The 17,299-nt window shown below is 71.1% G+C and carries 14 protein-coding genes and 2 pseudogenes; 14 read left to right on the forward strand and 2 right to left on the reverse strand.

The genetic code is table 11. From position 1 onward, the window contains the following. From ASC82_RS30895 to ASC82_RS03840, 4 genes and pseudogenes are all read left to right on the forward strand, one after another. On the forward strand, positions 1-427 hold a 427-nt coding region (locus tag ASC82_RS30895; protein WP_277914770.1), incomplete at both ends, for a methylmalonyl-CoA mutase family protein. Position 428: 1 nt separating this feature from the next. Then, a pseudogene (locus tag ASC82_RS30900) lies at positions 429-956 on the forward strand (methylmalonyl-CoA mutase family protein); the annotation flags it as partial. Between the two features lie 73 nt (positions 957-1,029). Continuing rightward, positions 1,030-1,686: a leucine efflux protein LeuE gene (gene leuE / locus ASC82_RS03835; protein ID WP_056641568.1), complete on the forward strand. Its 657-nt coding sequence runs from the start codon at positions 1,030-1,032 to the stop codon at positions 1,684-1,686. A gap of 37 nt (positions 1,687-1,723) precedes the next feature. Continuing rightward, positions 1,724-2,545, forward strand: coding sequence for a MerR family transcriptional regulator (locus ASC82_RS03840; protein WP_056641571.1), 822 nt, complete (start codon positions 1,724-1,726; stop codon positions 2,543-2,545). A 91-nt stretch (positions 2,546-2,636) separates the two neighbouring features. Here the strand turns inward: ASC82_RS03840 and ASC82_RS03845 are convergent, their stop codons facing one another. Both ASC82_RS03845 and ASC82_RS03850 read right to left on the reverse strand, forming a co-directional pair. Beyond that, positions 2,637-3,983, reverse strand: coding sequence for a polysialyltransferase family glycosyltransferase (locus ASC82_RS03845; RefSeq protein ID WP_056641574.1), 1,347 nt, complete (start codon positions 3,981-3,983; stop codon positions 2,637-2,639). Continuing rightward, positions 3,980-5,056 carry a glycosyltransferase family 2 protein gene (locus ASC82_RS03850; RefSeq protein WP_079039018.1) on the reverse strand — a complete coding sequence of 359 codons (1,077 nt, stop codon included), beginning with the start codon at positions 5,054-5,056 and terminating at the stop codon, positions 3,980-3,982. The genes ASC82_RS03845 and ASC82_RS03850 overlap by 4 nt, the downstream gene beginning before the upstream one ends. Positions 5,057-5,286: 230 nt before the next feature. Between ASC82_RS03850 and ASC82_RS03855 the strand changes: the two genes are divergently transcribed. The 10 genes and pseudogenes from ASC82_RS03855 to ASC82_RS03900 all read left to right on the forward strand — a co-directional run bounded on the left by ASC82_RS03855 (position 5,287) and on the right by ASC82_RS03900 (position 17,289). After that, positions 5,287-6,564: a DUF6716 putative glycosyltransferase gene (locus ASC82_RS03855; RefSeq protein ID WP_056641577.1), complete on the forward strand. Its 1,278-nt coding sequence runs from the start codon at positions 5,287-5,289 to the stop codon at positions 6,562-6,564. Further along, positions 6,564-7,766 (forward strand): annotated as a pseudogene (locus ASC82_RS30520) (acylneuraminate cytidylyltransferase); the annotation flags it as partial. The gene ASC82_RS03855 and the pseudogene ASC82_RS30520, both read left to right, overlap by 1 nt. 39 nt (positions 7,767-7,805) lie before the next feature. Further along, positions 7,806-8,699 (forward strand): N-acetylneuraminate synthase family protein, encoded by an 894-nt coding sequence (locus ASC82_RS30525; RefSeq protein ID WP_056641716.1) that lies wholly within the window; start codon positions 7,806-7,808, stop codon positions 8,697-8,699. Further along, the gene (locus ASC82_RS03870) at positions 8,696-9,898 is read left to right on the forward strand and encodes a hypothetical protein (protein WP_056641581.1); all 1,203 of its coding nucleotides are present in this window, start codon (positions 8,696-8,698) and stop codon (positions 9,896-9,898) included. Before ASC82_RS30525 ends, ASC82_RS03870 begins: the two co-directional genes overlap by 4 nt. Positions 9,899-10,041: 143 nt before the next feature. Continuing rightward, positions 10,042-11,256, forward strand: coding sequence for an amidohydrolase (locus ASC82_RS03875; RefSeq protein WP_056641583.1), 1,215 nt, complete (start codon positions 10,042-10,044; stop codon positions 11,254-11,256). Positions 11,257-11,641: 385 nt separating this feature from the next. Then, complete coding sequence (locus ASC82_RS03880) at positions 11,642-12,682, forward strand: BMP family ABC transporter substrate-binding protein (protein WP_056641587.1); 1,041 nt, start codon at positions 11,642-11,644, stop codon at positions 12,680-12,682. 197 nt (positions 12,683-12,879) lie between these two features. Next, positions 12,880-14,490 carry an ABC transporter ATP-binding protein gene (locus ASC82_RS03885; RefSeq protein ID WP_056641720.1) on the forward strand — a complete coding sequence of 537 codons (1,611 nt, stop codon included), beginning with the start codon at positions 12,880-12,882 and terminating at the stop codon, positions 14,488-14,490. After that, positions 14,487-15,599 (forward strand): ABC transporter permease, encoded by a 1,113-nt coding sequence (locus ASC82_RS03890; RefSeq protein ID WP_056641590.1) that lies wholly within the window; start codon positions 14,487-14,489, stop codon positions 15,597-15,599. The genes ASC82_RS03885 and ASC82_RS03890 overlap by 4 nt, the downstream gene beginning before the upstream one ends. Continuing rightward, the gene (locus ASC82_RS03895; protein WP_056641593.1) at positions 15,596-16,888 is read left to right on the forward strand and encodes an ABC transporter permease; all 1,293 of its coding nucleotides are present in this window, start codon (positions 15,596-15,598) and stop codon (positions 16,886-16,888) included. The genes ASC82_RS03890 and ASC82_RS03895 overlap by 4 nt, the downstream gene beginning before the upstream one ends. Next, a complete protein-coding gene (locus tag ASC82_RS03900) occupies positions 16,885-17,289 on the forward strand; it encodes a cytidine deaminase (protein ID WP_079039021.1) in 405 nt (134 codons plus the stop codon). The genes ASC82_RS03895 and ASC82_RS03900 overlap by 4 nt, the downstream gene beginning before the upstream one ends. The last annotated feature ends 10 nt before the right edge of the window (positions 17,290-17,299 follow it).

A 17,299-nucleotide genomic window follows, 5' to 3' on the forward strand; every position in this document is an offset into this window, starting at 1 on the left:
GGACGTCGACGACTTCGCTCCGCGTCTGTCGTTCTTCTTCGTCGCGCGGACGACGATCCTGGAAGAGGTCGCGAAGTTCCGTGCGGCCCGCCGGATCTGGGCGCGGGTGATGAAGGAGGAGTTCGGCGCGAAGAACCCCAAGTCGCTGATGCTCCGCTTCCACACCCAGACCGCCGGCGTCCAGCTGACCGCCCAGCAGCCCGAGGTCAACCTGGTCCGCGTCGCCGTCCAGGGCCTGGCGGCCGTGCTCGGCGGTACGCAGTCGCTCCACACGAACTCCTTCGACGAGGCCATCGCCCTCCCGACCGACAAGTCGGCCCGCCTCGCGCTGCGTACGCAGCAGGTCCTCGCCTACGAGACGGACGTGACGGCGACGGTGGACCCGTTCGCCGGCTCGTACGTGGTCGAGAAGATGACGGACGACGTCNCTGCGTACGCAGCAGGTCCTCGCCTACGAGACGGACGTGACGGCGACGGTGGACCCGTTCGCCGGCTCGTACGTGGTCGAGAAGATGACGGACGACGTCGAGGCCGCGGCCCTTGAGCTGATGGCCAAGGTCGAGGACATGGGCGGCGCCGTCGCCGCCATCGAGCGCGGCTTCCAGAAGAACGAGATCGAGCGCTCGGCCTACCGGATCGCGCAGGAGACCGACAGCGGCGAGCGGGTCGTCGTCGGCGTCAACCGCTACACGATCGACGTCGAGGAGCCCTACGAGCCCCTCCGCGTCGACCCGGCGATCGAGGCCCAGCAGGCCGAACGCCTCGCCAGGCTCCGCGCCGACCGCGACCAGGCCGCCGTCGACGCGGCGCTCGTCGAGCTGAAGAAGGCGGCGGAGGGCACGGACAACGTCCTCTACCCGATGAAGGACGCGCTCAAGGCCCGCGCCACCGTCGGCGAGGTCTGCAACGCCCTGCGCGAGGTCTGGGGCACCTACGTCCCGACCGACGCGTTCTAGCCCTTCAGGCCGCGTAGACGCAGGTCACGCAGGTCACAGCGGAGTGTCGTACTCGTGTGCGACACTCCGCTTCATGTTGGGTGTCACCGATCTGCCGACCTATCTCGTGGGGCTCGTCCTCATCATCCTGCTGCCGGGGCCGAACTCCCTGTACGTGCTGTCCGTCGCCGCCCGCAAGGGCACGCGGACCGCGTACAAGGCCGCCGCCGGGGTCTTCACCGGGGACGCGGTCCTGATGACGCTGGCCGCGCTCGGCGCGGCCTCCCTCCTCCAGACCACCCCGCTCCTCTTCACCGTCGTGAAGTACGCGGGCGCGGGCTACCTGGCCTGGATGGCGTACGGGATGCTGCGGGCCGCCTGGTCGATGTGGCGCGACCGGGGCGGGGCGGAGGGCGAGGAGGCCGAGCAGGCCGCGGCCGGGCCGGCCGAGCGTCCCTACCGCCGCGCGCTGCTCATCAGCCTGTTCAACCCGAAGGCGATCCTCTTCCTGATCTCGTTCTTCGTGCAGTTCGTGGACCCGGCGTACGCCTACCCGGCGCTCTCCTTCCTGGTCCTCGGCACGCTGCTCCAGCTCGGCAGCTTCCTCTACCTGACGACCCTGATCTTCGGCGGGACGCGGCTCGCCGCCGCGTTCCGGAGCCGTCGCCGGCTGTCCGCGGGGGCGACCTCGGCGGCGGGCGCGCTCTTCCTCGGTTTCGCCGCGAAGCTCTCGCTCAGCAGCGCCGCTTGACCCTGACACCGTGTGAGGCCGTTCCGTAGGGGTCGTCATGTTCATCATCGGAGACTTCGCCCGGCACGGGCGGGTGTCGGTCCGGATGCTGCGCCACTACGACGCCATCGGACTGCTGCGCCCGGCCCGGGTCGACCCGCACACGGGCTACCGCTTCTACACCGCGGAGCAGCTCGCCCGGCTCAACCGCGTCATCGCGCTCAAGGACCTCGGCTTCACCCTCGAACAGGTGGGGGCGATCCTCGACGAGCAGATCGACGCGGACGAGCTGCGGGGCATGCTGCGTCTGCGCCAGGCCGAGCTGGAAGCGGCCCTGGAGGCGGCGCGGGCCCGGCTCACCCAGGTCGGTGCGCGGCTCCGAGCCATCGAGACGGAGGGACGCATGTCCACTCAGGACGTCGTCGTCAAGAAGATCCCCGCCGTGCGGATCGCCGAACTGAGCACGGTCGCCGCGAGCTTCGGCCCGCACGACATCGGCCCCGCCATCGGCCCGCTGTACGACGAGCTGTGCGGCCGCCTGGAGGCCGCGGGTCTCACCGACTTCGGTCCGGGGATCGCGTACTACGAGGACGCGGGCAAGGGGGACGGTTCCGTCCTCGTGCACGCCGGCATGACCGTCCCCGAGGGGACCGTCGTGGAGGGCGTCCTGGTGCACGTCCTGCCCGGCATCGAGGAGGCCGCGACCATCGTCCACCGGGGTTCGATGGACGACATCCTGCCGACCGCGCAGACCCTGGCCCGCTGGGTGGAGACCAACGGCTACGCGACGCAGCACTACGCGCGCGAGCTGTACCTGGAGTGCCCGGAGGACCGGTCGCAGTGGGTGACGGAGCTCCAGGAGTCGATCGTCCGCGCCTGATCGTCCACGCCTGATCGTCCGTGCCTGAGGCAAAGGAGGAGGGGCCCGGGACCCCCGCACGGGTTCCCGGGCCCCTCCTCTTTTCGGCCGCCTACTTCCGGGCGGCGCCGCGCTTGCGCAGCTCCTTGCGGAGCCGCAGCGCGCGGCGCGCCAGGCGGCGGACCTGCGGATGCCGGGGCAGGGGGAGCCCGCCCGGCAGGTTCAGGACGGTGAGGCGCCGGCGGGTGAAGTGGTGCCGGGTGCGCTCGGCGTGCGGGCCCGACAGGTGCCGTGCCGCGGCCTCCCGCAGGTCGGCCCTTATCTTCGGCTGCATCGCGAAGCCGACGGCGGCGACCAGGTCGTTCAGCTCCGCCACGTCCGCGACCGGCCCGGCCGGCTCGTCCGCGCCGCCCTCCTCCAGGGGCGGGACGACCGCGTCCACCACGGTGAGCGGGATCCGGTTGCTGTTCTGGAAGGGGGTGAGCCGCTCCAGGAGCGCGCCCGTACCGACCCGGGCGACCGGCAGCCCGTAGAAGGACTGCGCCGTGAGCAGCGCCGTGGAGAAGCAGCCGACGACGAGGGCGGGCCGCAGCTCGCGGTAGAGCACCTCGGCGAGCACGGTCCGGTCCTCGACGGTCAGTTCGGCACCGAGCCGCGCGGCCTCGTCCACGAGCGCCCGTGACCAGGCGTCGGGGGCGGTCGGGTGCGGCTTGAAGACGAGCTTCCGGTGGCCGCGGGCGATGGCGCCGCGGACCATCCGCAGGTGCAGCTCCTCCTCCTCGGCGGCGGTGACCAGATTCAGGGCGGCCAGGTACTGGCCGAGGAGGAGCGCGGGGCCCTCGCCGCCGGCGCCGGCGCCCGGGCCGGAGAGTTCCTCGACGACCCTCGTGAAGGCCTCCACCGGTACGGCCTCCGGCACCGCTCCGAACTCGGCGAGCAGCAGCGGTTCGAGCCCGGGGACGAGGTCCAGGTGGAGCAGCCTGCGGACCCGTCCGCCGATCAGCGGGTCGATCTTGTTACGGGTCGGGCCGTAGCTCATGAGACCGTCGGCGTACACCGTGATCGGCGCTTCCGGCAGCAGGTGCGCGATGGCCAGCGCGGGCGTCACCTGGAGGGATTCCAGGGCGAGCTCGACCCGGTCGTCGCCGAGCTCCCAGATCCGCCGCAGATGGCGCTGGAGCATCGGCATGTCCTGTCCCCGGGGCATCCAGCCGGCGGGGTGGAGCGGGGAGATCGTCTCGTTCCAGGACAGGACGGAGTCGAAGCGGCCGCGCAGCCGCTCGAAGCCGTCGGCCTCGTCGACGGCCGGGGTCGTCTCGGGCACGGCGGCGTTGTTGGTGACGAGCAGGATCCGGCGGTCGGCGCGGCCGAAGCAGCCGCTGTCCAGCGCGGCGGCCAGGGTCGCCGCCCCGTAGAGGGTGGAGGCGCAGAAGATCTGTGTGGTCCGTCGGGCGCTCATGCCGCCACCTCCGGGGAACGGGTCGCAGCGGTGGTGGAGACCGGCTCCGCCACCGTCTCCGCCGTGGACACCGACACCGACACGGGTGTCGGATCCGGTGCCGCCGGTGGCGGTGCCGGGCGCTGCCTCCGCAGCTTGCGCAGCAGCGTCGCGCGGTCCCCGCCCATCGACGTCAGGGCCTCGTCGAGGACCCCCTGCGGCATCCGGCGCAGTGCTCCCGCGCTCATCGCCTTCAACTGGCGGGCCACCTCGGGTTCGAATCGTCCGATCCCGCCGATGTGATGGGAAATCAGCGCGCAATAAGTGCGCACGGCTTTCGGGAGAAGAAGGTCCGCGTCCCGGTCCTTCGCCGTTTCCTCGATCACCTGGTCGAATGCGCGGATGAAATCCAATTGCCGGACATCGCCGATCTGCGTGAGCGAGGTCGCCACTCCGCGCCGGTAGAAGACGCCGAGCTCCCCGATCGCCGCGAACGATTCCGCCTCGCGGTGCAGCTTCCAGATCCAGGGCCGGTCCTCGGCCGTCCGCAGGCCGTGCGGGAAGTGGAGGAGCCCGCGCTCCAGGAGCCGCCGGTGGTAGATCCCGGCCCACGCGTACGGGTAGTCGACGGAGGTCGTCCGGTGGGCGGGCAGTATCGCGTCGCGCGGGTCGAGGACCTCGCCGAGGCGGGGGACCGGGACCCCTCGGACCTTGCGGCTGCGGCCGGAGACGGAGACGTGGCCGGTGCGCAGGAAGTCGCAGCCCAGCTCGTCCATGGCGGCGACGAGCCGCCCGTAGTAGCCGGCGGAGAGCCAGTCGTCCCCGTCGAGGAAGGTCACGTACTCGCCGCGGGCCGCGTCGAGGCCCGTGTTGCGGGCGGTGGCGAGTCCTTCGTTGCGTTCGTGCCTGAGCAGGACGGCACCCGGGACGTCGCGTACGGCCCGTTCGAGGAGCTCGGGAGTCCCGTCGGACGAGCAGTCGTCGACAAGGAGGAACTCGACGTCCTCGCGGGCGTTGGCACGCAGGCTGGTGAGGGTGTCGGGGGCATATGTCTGCACGTTGTAGAACGGCACGACCACGGAGAGCTTGACCACGTGGCCGACGCTAGGCGCCGACCCGGCACTCCCCCCGACCGATGGGGGGATATTCGGTGAACACCAAGCGGCGGGCCGATTAACCGCCTTTACCCGCAGGGAAATCCGGCCCCACTCCGCACCGATTCCGGCCGGAATCCGACCTGTTTAACACGTCGGAGAGGCGCTGTTCACCCGTTGTTGTGTCTCAGTTGGGCCGGAAAGCGAAATGCCCTTCTAGCGTCCTCGACGTGCCAGCAAGTACCAACGAGGCAGTACGAGTAGCCGTACTCGCCGACTCCGACACCCGGTGGAAATGGGGCGCCCTCACGGCGCGCCGCATCACCACGGCGACAGCCGAACCCACCGGATTCGTCCTGCGCGGACGGGCCACACCCACCCCGCGCCAGCTCGCCGAGACCGGGGTGTCCACGACCACCCCGCGCGAGGTGACGGGCGCGGACTTCCTCCGTGCCGTACGGGACGCGGAGGAGCGCGGCGAGGGATACGACGTCCTCGTCCTCGCCCTGGTCGGCGGCACCGTCCGGGCCGTCCTCCAAGGCCTTGCCGACCTGGCCCTGGAGCGGCGCCCGGTGATCGTCACCGGCTATGTCGGCGTGGTCTACGAGAAGCTCACCGACGGGCTCCTCCTGCGCCACGGCGCCGACGTCGTCCTCGCCAACTCCCGGCACGACGCCGAGCGTTTCCGCGCCGTGTACGAGGGTGTGGGCGCCGGCTCCGAATCGGTCGTCGAGGCCGCGCTGCCCTTCCTCGGCGGCGCCCCGCACACCCCCGAGGCCGGCCGCGACACCCTCGTCTTCGCCGCCCAGCCGTCCGTGCCCGCCACCCGGGCCGAGCGGACGTACGTCCTGCGGCGGCTGATCGACCACGCCCGCCTCCACCCGGGCCGCGAGGTGCTCCTCAAGCTCCGCTCCAAGCCGGGCGAACACACCACGCACCTGGAGGAGTTCCCCTTCCAGAAGCTGGTCCGCGACCTCGACCCGCCCGCCAACTTCCGTCTCGTGTACGGACACATGGGCGAGGTCCTCGACCGGACCGACCTCCTGGTCACCGTCTCCTCCACGGCCGCGCTCGAAGCGCTCCACCGCCGGATCCCCACCGCGATCCTCACCGACGTCGGGGTCCGCGAGGCGCTCGGCAACCACCACTTCGTCGGCTCCGGCCTGCTCGCCTCCTTCGAGGCGCTCGACAAGGGTCTCGTCCCGATACCGGACGAGACCTGGCTCGCCCGGCAGGGCGTGGCGTCCGACGGCTCGTACGACGCGGCCCGCGACCGGGTCACCGAGCTCCTGGCGCTTCCCGCGCTGCCCCCGATCACCCCCTACTACACAGCGGAGACGGCCCCCGGCTACCTGCCCGGGATCCTCGCCCGCCACCGGCTGGACGTCACCGCGCAGGAACCCCGCGAGAGCGGCCTGCGCCGGATCGTCCGGGACGCGGCGCGAGGCGCGTACCGGCACGGCGTGCAGCGCGTGGCCCCCGTCATCCGCCGGCTGGGAGAACTCTGATGACGACGCACCCGAAGCACACCGCCACCGTGCTCGCCGTGATCCCCGCCAGGGGAGGCTCGAAGGGCGTTCCCGCCAAGAACCTCGCCCCGGTGGCCGGCGTCCCGCTCGTGGCCCGCGCCGTCCGCGCCTGCCTCGGCGCCCGCCCGGTCACCCACGTCGTGGTCTCCACCGACGACTCCGCCATCGCGGCGGCGGCCCGCACCGCCGGGGCCGAGGCCGTGCACCGCCCCGCCGAGATCGCGGGCGACACCGCGACCAGCGAGGCCGCCGTCCTGCACGCGATGGACGCCTTCGAGGCCACCCACGGCCGCCCGGCCGACGTCGTCCTCCTCGTCCAGTGCACCAGCCCCTTCCTCACCTCCGCCGAGGTCGCCGAGACCGTCGAGCGCGTCACCTCCGGCGCCGCCGACACGGCCTTCACGGCGGCCCCGTCCCACGGCTTCCTCTGGCGCGCGGCCTCCGGCCCCGACGCCGAGGACGGCGCCACCGGCGTCAACCACGACAAGGCGCACCGCCCCCGCCGCCAGGACCGGGAGCCCGAGTACCTGGAGACCGGGGCCGTCTACGCGATGGACGCGGCCGGCTTCCGTACCCACGGACACCGCTTCTTCGGCCGCACCGCGCTCGTCGTCACCGACCCCGCCCGGGTCCTGGAGATCGACGACCCGCACGACCTCGCCCGCGCCAAGGCCCTCGCGCCGCTCCTCGACGAGCCCGCCACCCCCGGCTTCGGCGACGTCGACGCGGTCGTCCTCGACTTCGACGGCACGCAGACCGACGACCGGGTCCACCTCGACGCCGAGGGACGCGAGTTCGTCTCCGCGCACCGCGGCGACGGCCTCGGCATCGCGGCCCTGCGCCGCGCCGGCCTGCCCGTCCTCATCCTCTCCACCGAACAGAACGCCGTCGTCGCCGCCCGCGCCCGCAAGCTCAAGATCCCCGTCCTGCACGGCATCGACCGCAAGGACCGGGCCCTCAAGGAGTGGTGCGACGCCGAGGGCATCGACCCGCAGCGCGTGCTCTACGCCGGCAACGACGTCAACGACCTGCCCTGCTTCCACCTCGTCGGCTGGCCCGTCGCGGTGAGCAGCGCCCACGACTCCGTGCGGGCCGCGGCCCGTGCGGTCACCGCCACCCCCGGTGGCTTCGGAGCGATCCGCGAGATCGCGGCCTGGCTCCTCGGACCCGAGCTCGACACCCCCGCCCCCCCGCATTCCCAACTCGTAAGGAACAGCACCATGAGCACTCGTCTGCGCACCTTCGGCGAGAAGACCGCCGGCCCGGGTCAGCCCGTCTACATCACGGGCGAGATCGGCATCAACCACAACGGCGAGCTCGAGAACGCCCTCGCGCTCGTCGACGTCGCCGCCGAGGCCGGCTGTGACGCCGTCAAGTTCCAGAAGCGCACCCCGGAGATCTGCACCCCGCGAGACCAGTGGGACATCGAGCGCGACACCCCCTGGGGCCGGATGACGTACATCGACTACCGTCACCGCGTGGAGTTCGGCGAGGACGAGTACCGCGCCATCGACGAGCACTGCAAGAAGCGCGGCATCGACTGGTTCGCCTCCCCGTGGGACACCGAGGCCGTCGCCTTCCTGGAGAAGTTCGACGTCCCCGCCCACAAGGTCGCCTCCGCGTCCCTCACCGACGACGAGCTGCTCCGCGCCCTGCGCGCCACCGGCCGTACGGTCATCCTCTCCACGGGCATGTCCACCCCGAAGCAGATCCGCCACGCGGTCGAGGTCCTCGGCTCGGACAACATCCTGCTCTGCCACGCCACCTCGACCTACCCGGCCAAGGCCGAGGAGCTCAACCTCCGTGTGATCAACACGCTGAAGGACGAGTACCCGAACGTCCCGATCGGCTATTCCGGCCACGAGACCGGCCTGCAGACCACCCTCGCCGCCGTCGCCCTCGGTGCCACCTTCGTCGAGCGCCACATCACCCTCGACCGCGCCATGTGGGGCTCCGACCAGGCCGCCTCCGTCGAGCCGCAGGGCCTCCAGCGCCTCGTCCGCGACATCCGCACCATCGAGACCGCCCTCGGTGACGGCGTCAAGAAGGTCTACGAGTCGGAGCTCGGCCCGATGAAGAAGCTCCGCCGGGTCCAGGGGCTCGTCGCCGCATGACCGGGCAGCTGGCGTTCGTCGAGAGCCCGGTCCAGCTCCTCAATGTCCTGGAATGGGCGCACACGCAGGCGCCCGACCGGGCGCCCGGCGCGGCGCCCGCACCCGGAGCCTCCGCTCCGGACGAGCCCGTCAGCACGTCAGCCCCGGCGTCCCGCACCACGGACGCCACCGCCCCGGGGGCAGCGTCCGCCCCCACCCCGGGGGCGGCGCGCACCGCGCCCGCCCTCACGGTCGTCGTCCTCTCGCCGACCGACCCCATGTCGCGTGGCCAGCTGCGCCGGATGGCCCAGCTGGCCCGCGACGAGGGCCTCACCGTCCACTGGCAGGAGGCCCGCGGCGGCCGGGGCGCGCTCGTCCGCACCCTGCGGCAGCTCGCCCCGCCGCTGCGCCGGGCGGAGCGGGTCATCATCGGCGACCCGTTCTCCCGCTACGTACAGCTGCTCCTGTCGCTCTTCTCGCCCCGGCACCTGACCGTGGTCGACGACGGCACCGCGACCATGGAGTTCGCCGCCCAGATCGGCCGCGGCGAGCGCCTGGTGCGCTGGCACCGCAAGGGCAACCTGGGCCCGCGCGAGCTGGTCCTCGCGCCGGTGACCTCGCTGGCCCGGCGGCGCCTCGCCCCGGCCCGCCGCCGTACGGTCGAGATCTTCACGTCGCTGCCCGTCGAGACCCCGGCCGGCATCGAGGTCACGGAGAACACCTACGCCTGGACCCGGGCCCGCTTCGGCCCCCCGCTGCTGACCGGCGGCGCGGACCTGGTGGGCACCTCGCTCGTCGAGACGGGCGTGGTCGACGCCGACCACTACGCGCGCGTGGTCGCGGAACTGGCCCGCGCCCACGGCGCGACCCGCTACTTCGCGCACCGCCGCGAGAGCGCCGAGAAGCTGCACCGCATCGCGGTCGACACCGGCCTCCAGGTGGTCAGGCCCGACCTGCCCCTGGAGCTGATCGCCCGCCGCGGCCCGATCGGCCGGACGGTCGTCAGCTTCCCGTCCACGGTCGTCCACACCCTGCCGCTGGCCCTCGCCGGTACGGGGGTCAAGGTCGCCGTGATCGAGGTCGCGCCCGAGTGGCTGCGGGCGACCGCGTCACCGCGCGCCCAGGGCTTCCTGTCCGGAGTGGCGGGCACGGCGGCCCACGAGGTCGACCGGCTCACCGCACGGGTCACCGGGGCCACAGGGGTCACGGGAACGGCCTGACGGACCAACCGGGTCGAATTCGGCCGAGCGTACCCACACGGAAGGGGCTTCATGCCTGCCAAACCGAGATTCTTTCCCCTAACGGGCTGAACTTTTCGTGATCAACGGGCAGTTGACCGCGTAGGGGGCCTACCCTTCAAAAGGTGAACCAGTTGAAGTCCCGTGAGCCAGGCTCCGTCACCCTGCCCGGAACGCTGTCCGCACCCCTGCGCGCCGAACTGATCGCCTTCCGCAGGGACTTGCACATGCACCCCGAGCTCGGCAACCAGGAGTTCCGTACGACCGCCGCGCTCAAGGCCCGCCTGGAGGTGGCCGGCCTCGCGCCGAAGGTCCTGCCGGGCGGCACCGGGCTCATCTGTGACATCGGCACCCCGGACCGCGGCCGCCCGATGCTCGCGATCCGCGCCGACATCGACGCGCTGCCCATCCCCGACGTGAAGACCGTCGACTACCGCTCCACCGTGGCCAACCGGGCCCATGCCTGCGGACACGACGTCCACACCACCACCGTCCTCGGCGCCGGGCTCGTCCTCGCCGAACTCGACCGGCAGGGCCTCCTCCCGCACGCGGTGCGGCTCCTCTTCCAGCCCGCCGAGGAAGTGCTGCCCGGCGGCGCCGCCGACGCGGTCGAGGCCGGAGTGCTCGACGGCGTCGGCCGCATCATCGCCGTCCACTGCGACCCGAAGGTGGACGCGGGGAAGATCGGGATCCGGTCCGGCCCCATCACCTCGGCCTGCGACCGGCTGGAAATCACCCTTGACGGTCCCGGCGGTCACACCGCCCGCCCGCACCTCACCACCGACCTCGTCACCGCCGTCGCCCGCGTCGCCACCGACGTCCCCGCCGTGCTGGCCCGCCGTGTCGACGCCCGGTCGGGCCTCTCGGTCACCTGGGGGCGCATCGAGGCGGGCCACGCCTGCAACGTCATCCCGCAGCACGCCGAGCTCTCCGGCACCGTCCGCTGCCTCGACCTGCCGACCTGGCGCGACGCGCCCGACGTGGTCCACGCGGCGATCGACGAGATCGCGACCCTGCACCGCGCGAAGTCGACGGTCAACTACGTCCGGGGCGTCCCCCCGGTCGTCAACGACCCGGTCGTCACCGAGCTCCTCGCCGACGCGATGACCGCCCGCCGCGGACCGTATGCGATCGAGGACACCGAGCAGAGCCTCGGCGGCGAGGACTTCTCCTGGTATCTGGAGCACGTCCCCGGCGCCATGGCCCGCCTGGGCGTCCGTACCCCCGGCGACACCCGCGTCCGTGACCTGCACACGGGCGACTTCGACGTGGACGAGCGCTGCATCGAGGCGGCCGTCGAACTCTTCACGGCCGCGGCCCTGCTCGACCGCAGGGGCTGAGCAGGGGCCGAGCACGGGCGGTTCAGGGTGGAATCCGGGCTGGTTCGGGGCCGATTCCGGGTCGGCCGCGGGCTGCTTCGGGCCCGATTCCGGGTCGATTCCGGCCCGGTTCCGGGTCGGTTCCGGGCAGTGGGAGAGCCGGGGGTGTCGCCGCCCGCCCGGCGGCCCCGCCGCCCGTAGGGTGGTGGCCGGGGCGTCACCTCGCGGTCCCGCCGCCCGCGTCGGGTGTCGGACCGTCCCCGTGCCGCTACCGTCTGGTACGACCGCGGGCGTCGATCCGGTAACGACTCATGAACGGGTCTTTAACTGACATCTACGCGCGTTACGATCGCCCGAAACCAGCGCCGGAAGAGGCGCTTTCGGTCAGTCTTGAAGGGACCTCCTCGTGCGCCGGGTATCCAAGATCACCGCCGCGTGTGCTGTCACTGCGGCTCTCGCTCTCACTGCCACCGCCTGCGGGGAGTCCTCCACCGAGGACACGGGCTCCGACTCGGGCTCCATCAAGGTCGGCATGGCCTACGACGTCGGTGGTCGTGGCGACAACTCCTTCAACGACTCCGCCGCGCGCGGTCTCGACAAGGCCAAGGCCGACCTCGGTGTCGAGACCAAGGAGCTCACCGCCAAGACCGGTGAGACCCCGGCCGACCGCGAGCAGCGCCTCTCCTCCCTCGCCGAGGGCGGCTACAACCCGGTCATCGGTGTCGGCTTCGCCTACAAGGACGCCATCGACAAGGTCGCCGCGAAGTTCCCGAAGACCACCTTCGGCCTGGTCGACTCGGTCTCCGAGGCGAAGAACGTCGACTCGATCGTCTTCACCGAGGAGCAGGGCTCGTACCTCGCCGGTGTCGCGGCCGCTCTGAAGTCCAAGGACGGCAAGATCGGCTTCATCGGCGGCGTCGACACCCCGCTGATCAAGAAGTTCGCCGCCGGCTTCCAGCAGGGCGTCAAGGACACCAAGCCGAACGCCTCGGTCACGATCCAGTACCTCTCCACCGGTACGGACTTCTCCGGCTTCGGTGCCCCGGACAAGGGCAAGGCCGCCGCCAAGGGCATGCTCGACAAGGGCATCGACGTCATCTACGCCGCCGCGGGCGGCTCCGGTGCCGGTGCCATCGAGGCCGTCGCCGCGAAGCCCGGCGCCTGGGCGATCGGCGTCGACTCGGACCAGGCCAAGGACCCGGCCCTGTCCAAGTACGCCGGCTCGATCATGACCTCGATGGTCAAGAACGTCGACACCGGCGTCTTCGAGCTCGTCGAGTCCGTCAAGGACGGCAAGCCGTCGACCGGCGTGCACACCTACTCGCTCGCCGAGGACGGTGTCTCGCTGACCACCACGGGTGACCACCTCAAGGACATCCAGGCCCAGATCGACGAGGCCAAGAAGAAGATCGTCGACGGTCAGATCAAGGTCAACACGACCCTCTGACGCACGTCGGAAAGGGGGCCCGGAGAGCGGCTTCGGCCGACACTCCGGGCCCCCTTCACACGTATGTCCGCGGGCAGTTGAACGATTTTCCCGACGCTACGCGCGTAGCGTCATGGCGTACAGGGTATTTTTCGCCACCGACAGCGCCTGCGTCCCCGCCTCGTCCTCCTCACGCTCCCTGCCTTGGAGAGTGCGTCATCAAAGCCTCCAGCACCAGCAGTCCGAACGCCGTAGAACTCCGCGGCATCACCAAGCGTTTCCCCGGCGTCGTGGCCAATCACGACATCGACATCACCGTGCGCCGCGGCACCGTCCACGCCCTCGTGGGCGAGAACGGCGCGGGCAAGTCGACGCTGATGAAGATCCTCTACGGCATGCAGAAGCCGGACGAGGGCACCATCACGGTCGACGGCGAGCAGGTGACGTTCAACAGCCCCGGCGACGCCATCGTCCGCGGCGTCGGCATGGTGCACCAGCACTTCATGCTCGCGGACAACCTCACCGTCCTCGAGAACGTCGTCCTCGGCTCCGAGAAGCTCTACGGCATCGGTGACAAGGCCCGCGCCAAGATCAAGGAGATCTCCGACGCGTACGGTCTCGGCGTCCGCCCCGACGTCCTCGTCGAGGACCTCGGTGTGGCCGACCGCCAGCGCGTCGAGATCCTCAAGGTCCTCTACCGCGGCGCCCGCACCCTGATCCTCGACGAGCCGACCGCCGTGCTCGTCCCGCAGGAGGTCGACGCGCTCTTCGACAACCTGCGCGAGCTCAAGGCCGAGGGCCTGACCGTCATCTTCATCTCGCACAAGCTGGGCGAGGTCCTGTCGGTCGCCGATGAGATCACCGTCATCCGGCGCGGCACCACGGTCGGCACCGCCGACCCGAAGCACACCACCACCAAGCAGCTCGCGGAGCTGATGGTCGGCGCCGAGCTGCCCTCGCCGGAGACCCGCGAGTCCACGGTCACGGACGTGCCGATGCTGACGGTCCAGGACCTGGCGCTGAGCGCGGTCGACCCCGACGGCGTGGTCCGCACGGTCCTCGGCGGGATCAGCTTCACCATCCACAAGGGTGAGGTGCTCGGCATCGCCGGCGTCGAGGGCAACGGCCAGTCGGAGCTCGTCGACACGATCATGGGCATGCGCAACGCCGACGGCGGTGTCGTGACCCTGGACGGCCAGGACATCTCCGAGGCCCCCACGCGCAAGCGCCGCGAGGACGGCATCGGCTGCATCCCTGAGGACCGCCACCGGCACGGTCTGCTCCTGGAGGCCCCTCTCTGGGAGAACCGCATCCTGGGGCACGTCACCGAGAAGCCGAACTCCAAGGGCGCCATCCTCGACCTCAAGGCCGCCCGCAAGGACACCGAGCGGATCGTCCGCGAGTACGACGTGCGTACCCCCGGCATCGACGTCACCGCGGCCTCCCTCTCCGGCGGAAACCAGCAGAAGCTGATCGTCGGCCGCGAGATGAGCCACGACCCCAAGCTGCTGATCGCCGCGCACCCCACCCGGGGCGTGGACGTCGGCGCGCAGGCGCAGATCTGGGACCAGATCCGCGACGCGCGCCGTGAGGGCCTGGCGGTCCTGCTGATCTCCGCCGACCTCGACGAGCTGATCGGCCTCTCCGACACCCTGCGCGTGATGTACCGCGGCCGGCTCGTGGCGGACGCCGACCCGGCGACGATCACCCCGGAGGAGCTGGGCTCGGCCATGACCGGCGCCGCCGCCGGCCACCTTGAGCACGATGAGAGCCCTGAGAGCCCTGCGGGCACTGAGGGCACCGACGGCCCGGAGGACGAGGCCCGATGAAGAAGTTCGACAAGGAGCGGGTGCTCCTGGCGATCGCGGCGCCGCTGCTCGCGATCGTCGCCGCCTTCCTGATCACCGCCCTGGTGCTCGCGGCGACCGGCAAGGAGCCGTTCAGCGCCTTCGGGATCATGTTCGACTACGGCGTCAAGTCCGACAGCCAGGTCTACATCATCAACAAGGCGACGACGTACTACCTGGCGGGCATCGCGGTGGCCATCGGCTTCCGCATGAACCTGTTCAACATCGGTGTCGACGGCCAGTACCGTCTCGCCGCCTTCTTCGCCGCCGCCGTGGGCGGCGCGCTGACCCTGCCGGGCATCATCCAGATCCCGCTGATCATCATCACCGCGATGATCGTCGGCGCGATGTGGGCGGGCATCGCGGGTCTCCTCAAGACCACCCGTGGTGTCAGCGAGGTCGTCTCGACGATCATGCTCAACTTCATCGCGACCGCGATCATCGGCTACCTGCTCCAGCCCGGCCGTCTCGGCCACCTGGACGCGGCCGGTACGAAGGTGGCGACGACCCCGCTGCCGGAGTCCTCGCACTTCTTCGAGTTCCCGACCACGCCGACCCCGATCTACGGCTTCGTCGTCGTCGCGGTCATCGCGGGCATCGGGTACTGGTTCACGCTCTCCCGCACCCGGTTCGGCTTCGACCTGCGCACCGTCGGCCAGTCCGAGACGGCCGCGTCGGCCAGCGGTGTGAACGTCAAGCGGATGGTCGTCACGTCCATGCTGATCTCCGGCGGCATGGCCGGTCTGATCGGTATGCCGACGCTGCTCAACGACTCGTACGAGTTCGGCGGTGACTTCCCCGTCGGTATCGGCTTCACCGGCATCGCCATCGCCCTGCTCGGCCGGAACCACCCGATCGGCATCGCGCTCGCCGCGATCCTCTGGGCGTTCCTGGAGCGCGGCGGCCAGCAGCTGGAGTTCGAGAACTACGACCGCGAGATCGTCGGCGTCATGCAGGGCGTCATCGTCCTCTGCGTCGTCATCGCCTACGAGGTCGTCCGCCGCTACGGCCTCAAGCGCCAGCAGCGACAGGTCGGCGAGAAGCTCGCGGCCCAGGCCCGTTCCAACGACACGACGGAGGTGTCGGCGTGAGCGCCACGGCGACTTCCACCCCGCCGCCCGCGGCCCCCAAGGCGGCGCCCGGCGGCAAGGGCGGCCGTACCCGCCTCTCCCTGCCCTGGATCCTGCTGATCGTCGCGGGCGGGCTCGTGGCCCTGTCGGCCGTGCGGGTCATCACCGGGGCGCAGGACCTCACCTCGGCGGGCCAGATCAGCGCCGCGCTCTCGCTCGCCGTGCCGATCGGCCTCGCCGGTCTCGGTGGTCTGTGGGCCGAGCGCGCGGGCGTGGTCAACATCGGCCTCGAAGGCATGATGATCCTCGGCACCTTCTTCGGTGCCTGGGCCGGCTGGCAGACCGACCCCTGGATCGGCATCCTCGCCGGCATCCTGGGCGGCATGTTCGGCGGCCTGCTGCACGCGGTCGCGACCGTCACCTTCGGCGTCGACCACATCATCTCCGGCATCGCGATCAACATCCTGGCCGTCGGTGTCACCACCTACTTCGCCAAGCTGTGGTTCAACTCCGGCGAGGCGTCGGCCAAGGGCGGCAGCCCCAAGCAGTCCCCGCCGGCCGAGGACATCACCTCGATCACCGTGCCCGGCCTGTCCGACTGGCTCGCCGACATCGAGCAACACCACTGGTTCCTGATCTCGGACATCGCCGGCATCCTCGGTGGCCTGGTCACCAACGTCTCGCTGGTGACGATCCTCGCGGTGCTGCTGGTGATCGGCACGTTCTTCGTGCTCTGGAAGACCTCGTTCGGTCTGCGGCTGCGCTCCTGCGGCGAGAACCCGATCGCGGCCGAGTCCCTCGGCGTCAACGTGTACAAGTACAAGTACATCGCCGTCATCGTGTCGGGCGGTCTGGCCGGTCTCGGCGGCGCCTTCCTCTCCCTGGTCACCTCGCACATCTACAACGAGGGCCAGACCGGTGGCCGCGGCTACATCGGCCTCGCGGCGATGATCTTCGGCAACTGGCGGCCGGGCGGCCTCGCGATGGGTGCCGGCCTGTTCGGCTTCGCCGACGCGCTCCAGCTCCGCAGCGGTGGCGAGTCCGTGCACGCGCTGCTCCTGCTGCTCTTCGCGGTCCTCGTCGTCCTGGCGGCCTGGAAGGCGTACAAGAAGCGCTGGATCACGTCCTCGGTCAGCATCGTCATCGGCGTCGGCGTCCTCATCTGGTACCTCGGTACGGAGACGGTCCCGGTCGAGTTCGTCAGCGCGACCCCGTACGTGGTGACCCTGCTGGTCCTCTCGCTCTCCGCGCAGCGCCTGCGGATGCCCAAGGCGGACGGCATGCGCTACCGCAAGGGCGAGGGCAAGTGACGACGCCGCTCCCGGCGTCGGACTGGGAGGCCCTGCGGGTCACGGCGCGCGAGGCGATGTCCCGCGCGTACGCCCCGTACTCGGGCTACCCGGTCGGCGCGGCGGCCCGCGTCGACGACGGGCGGACGGTCTCCGGCTGCAACGTGGAGAACGCCTCCTTCGGACTGGGCCTGTGCGCCGAGTGCGGGCTCGTCTCCCAGCTCCAGGCGACCGGCGGCGGCCGTCTTACGCACTTCGTGTGCGTGGACGGCCAGGGCGAGTCCCTCGTCCCGTGCGGCCGGTGCCGGCAGCTCCTGTTCGAGTTCGGCGGCCCCGATCTCGTCCTGGAGACGCCCGCCGGGTTCCTGACCCTGGCCGAGATGCTGCCGCAGGCGTTCGGCCCGGACCACCTGAGGAAGTAACCCTCGGAGC

Origin of the sequence: Streptomyces sp. Root431 (assembly GCF_001426585.1) — a bacterium.
Taxonomy (GTDB): Bacteria; Actinomycetota; Actinomycetes; order Streptomycetales; family Streptomycetaceae; genus Streptomyces; species Streptomyces stackebrandtii.

Excerpts from the sequence above, each read along its gene's own strand:
- leuE (WP_056641568.1), top strand. The coding sequence starts at position 1,030 with ATGTTGGGTGTCACCGATCTGCCGACCTATCTCGTGGGGCTCGTCCTC.
- ASC82_RS03840 (WP_056641571.1), top strand. The coding sequence starts at position 1,724 with ATGTTCATCATCGGAGACTTCGCCCGGCACGGGCGGGTGTCGGTCCGG.
- ASC82_RS03845 (WP_056641574.1), bottom strand. The coding sequence starts at position 3,983 with ATGAGCGCCCGACGGACCACACAGATCTTCTGCGCCTCCACCCTCTAC.
- ASC82_RS30525 (WP_056641716.1), top strand. The coding sequence starts at position 7,806 with ATGAGCACTCGTCTGCGCACCTTCGGCGAGAAGACCGCCGGCCCGGGT.
- ASC82_RS03870 (WP_056641581.1), top strand. The coding sequence starts at position 8,696 with ATGACCGGGCAGCTGGCGTTCGTCGAGAGCCCGGTCCAGCTCCTCAAT.
- ASC82_RS03890 (WP_056641590.1), top strand. The coding sequence starts at position 14,487 with ATGAAGAAGTTCGACAAGGAGCGGGTGCTCCTGGCGATCGCGGCGCCG.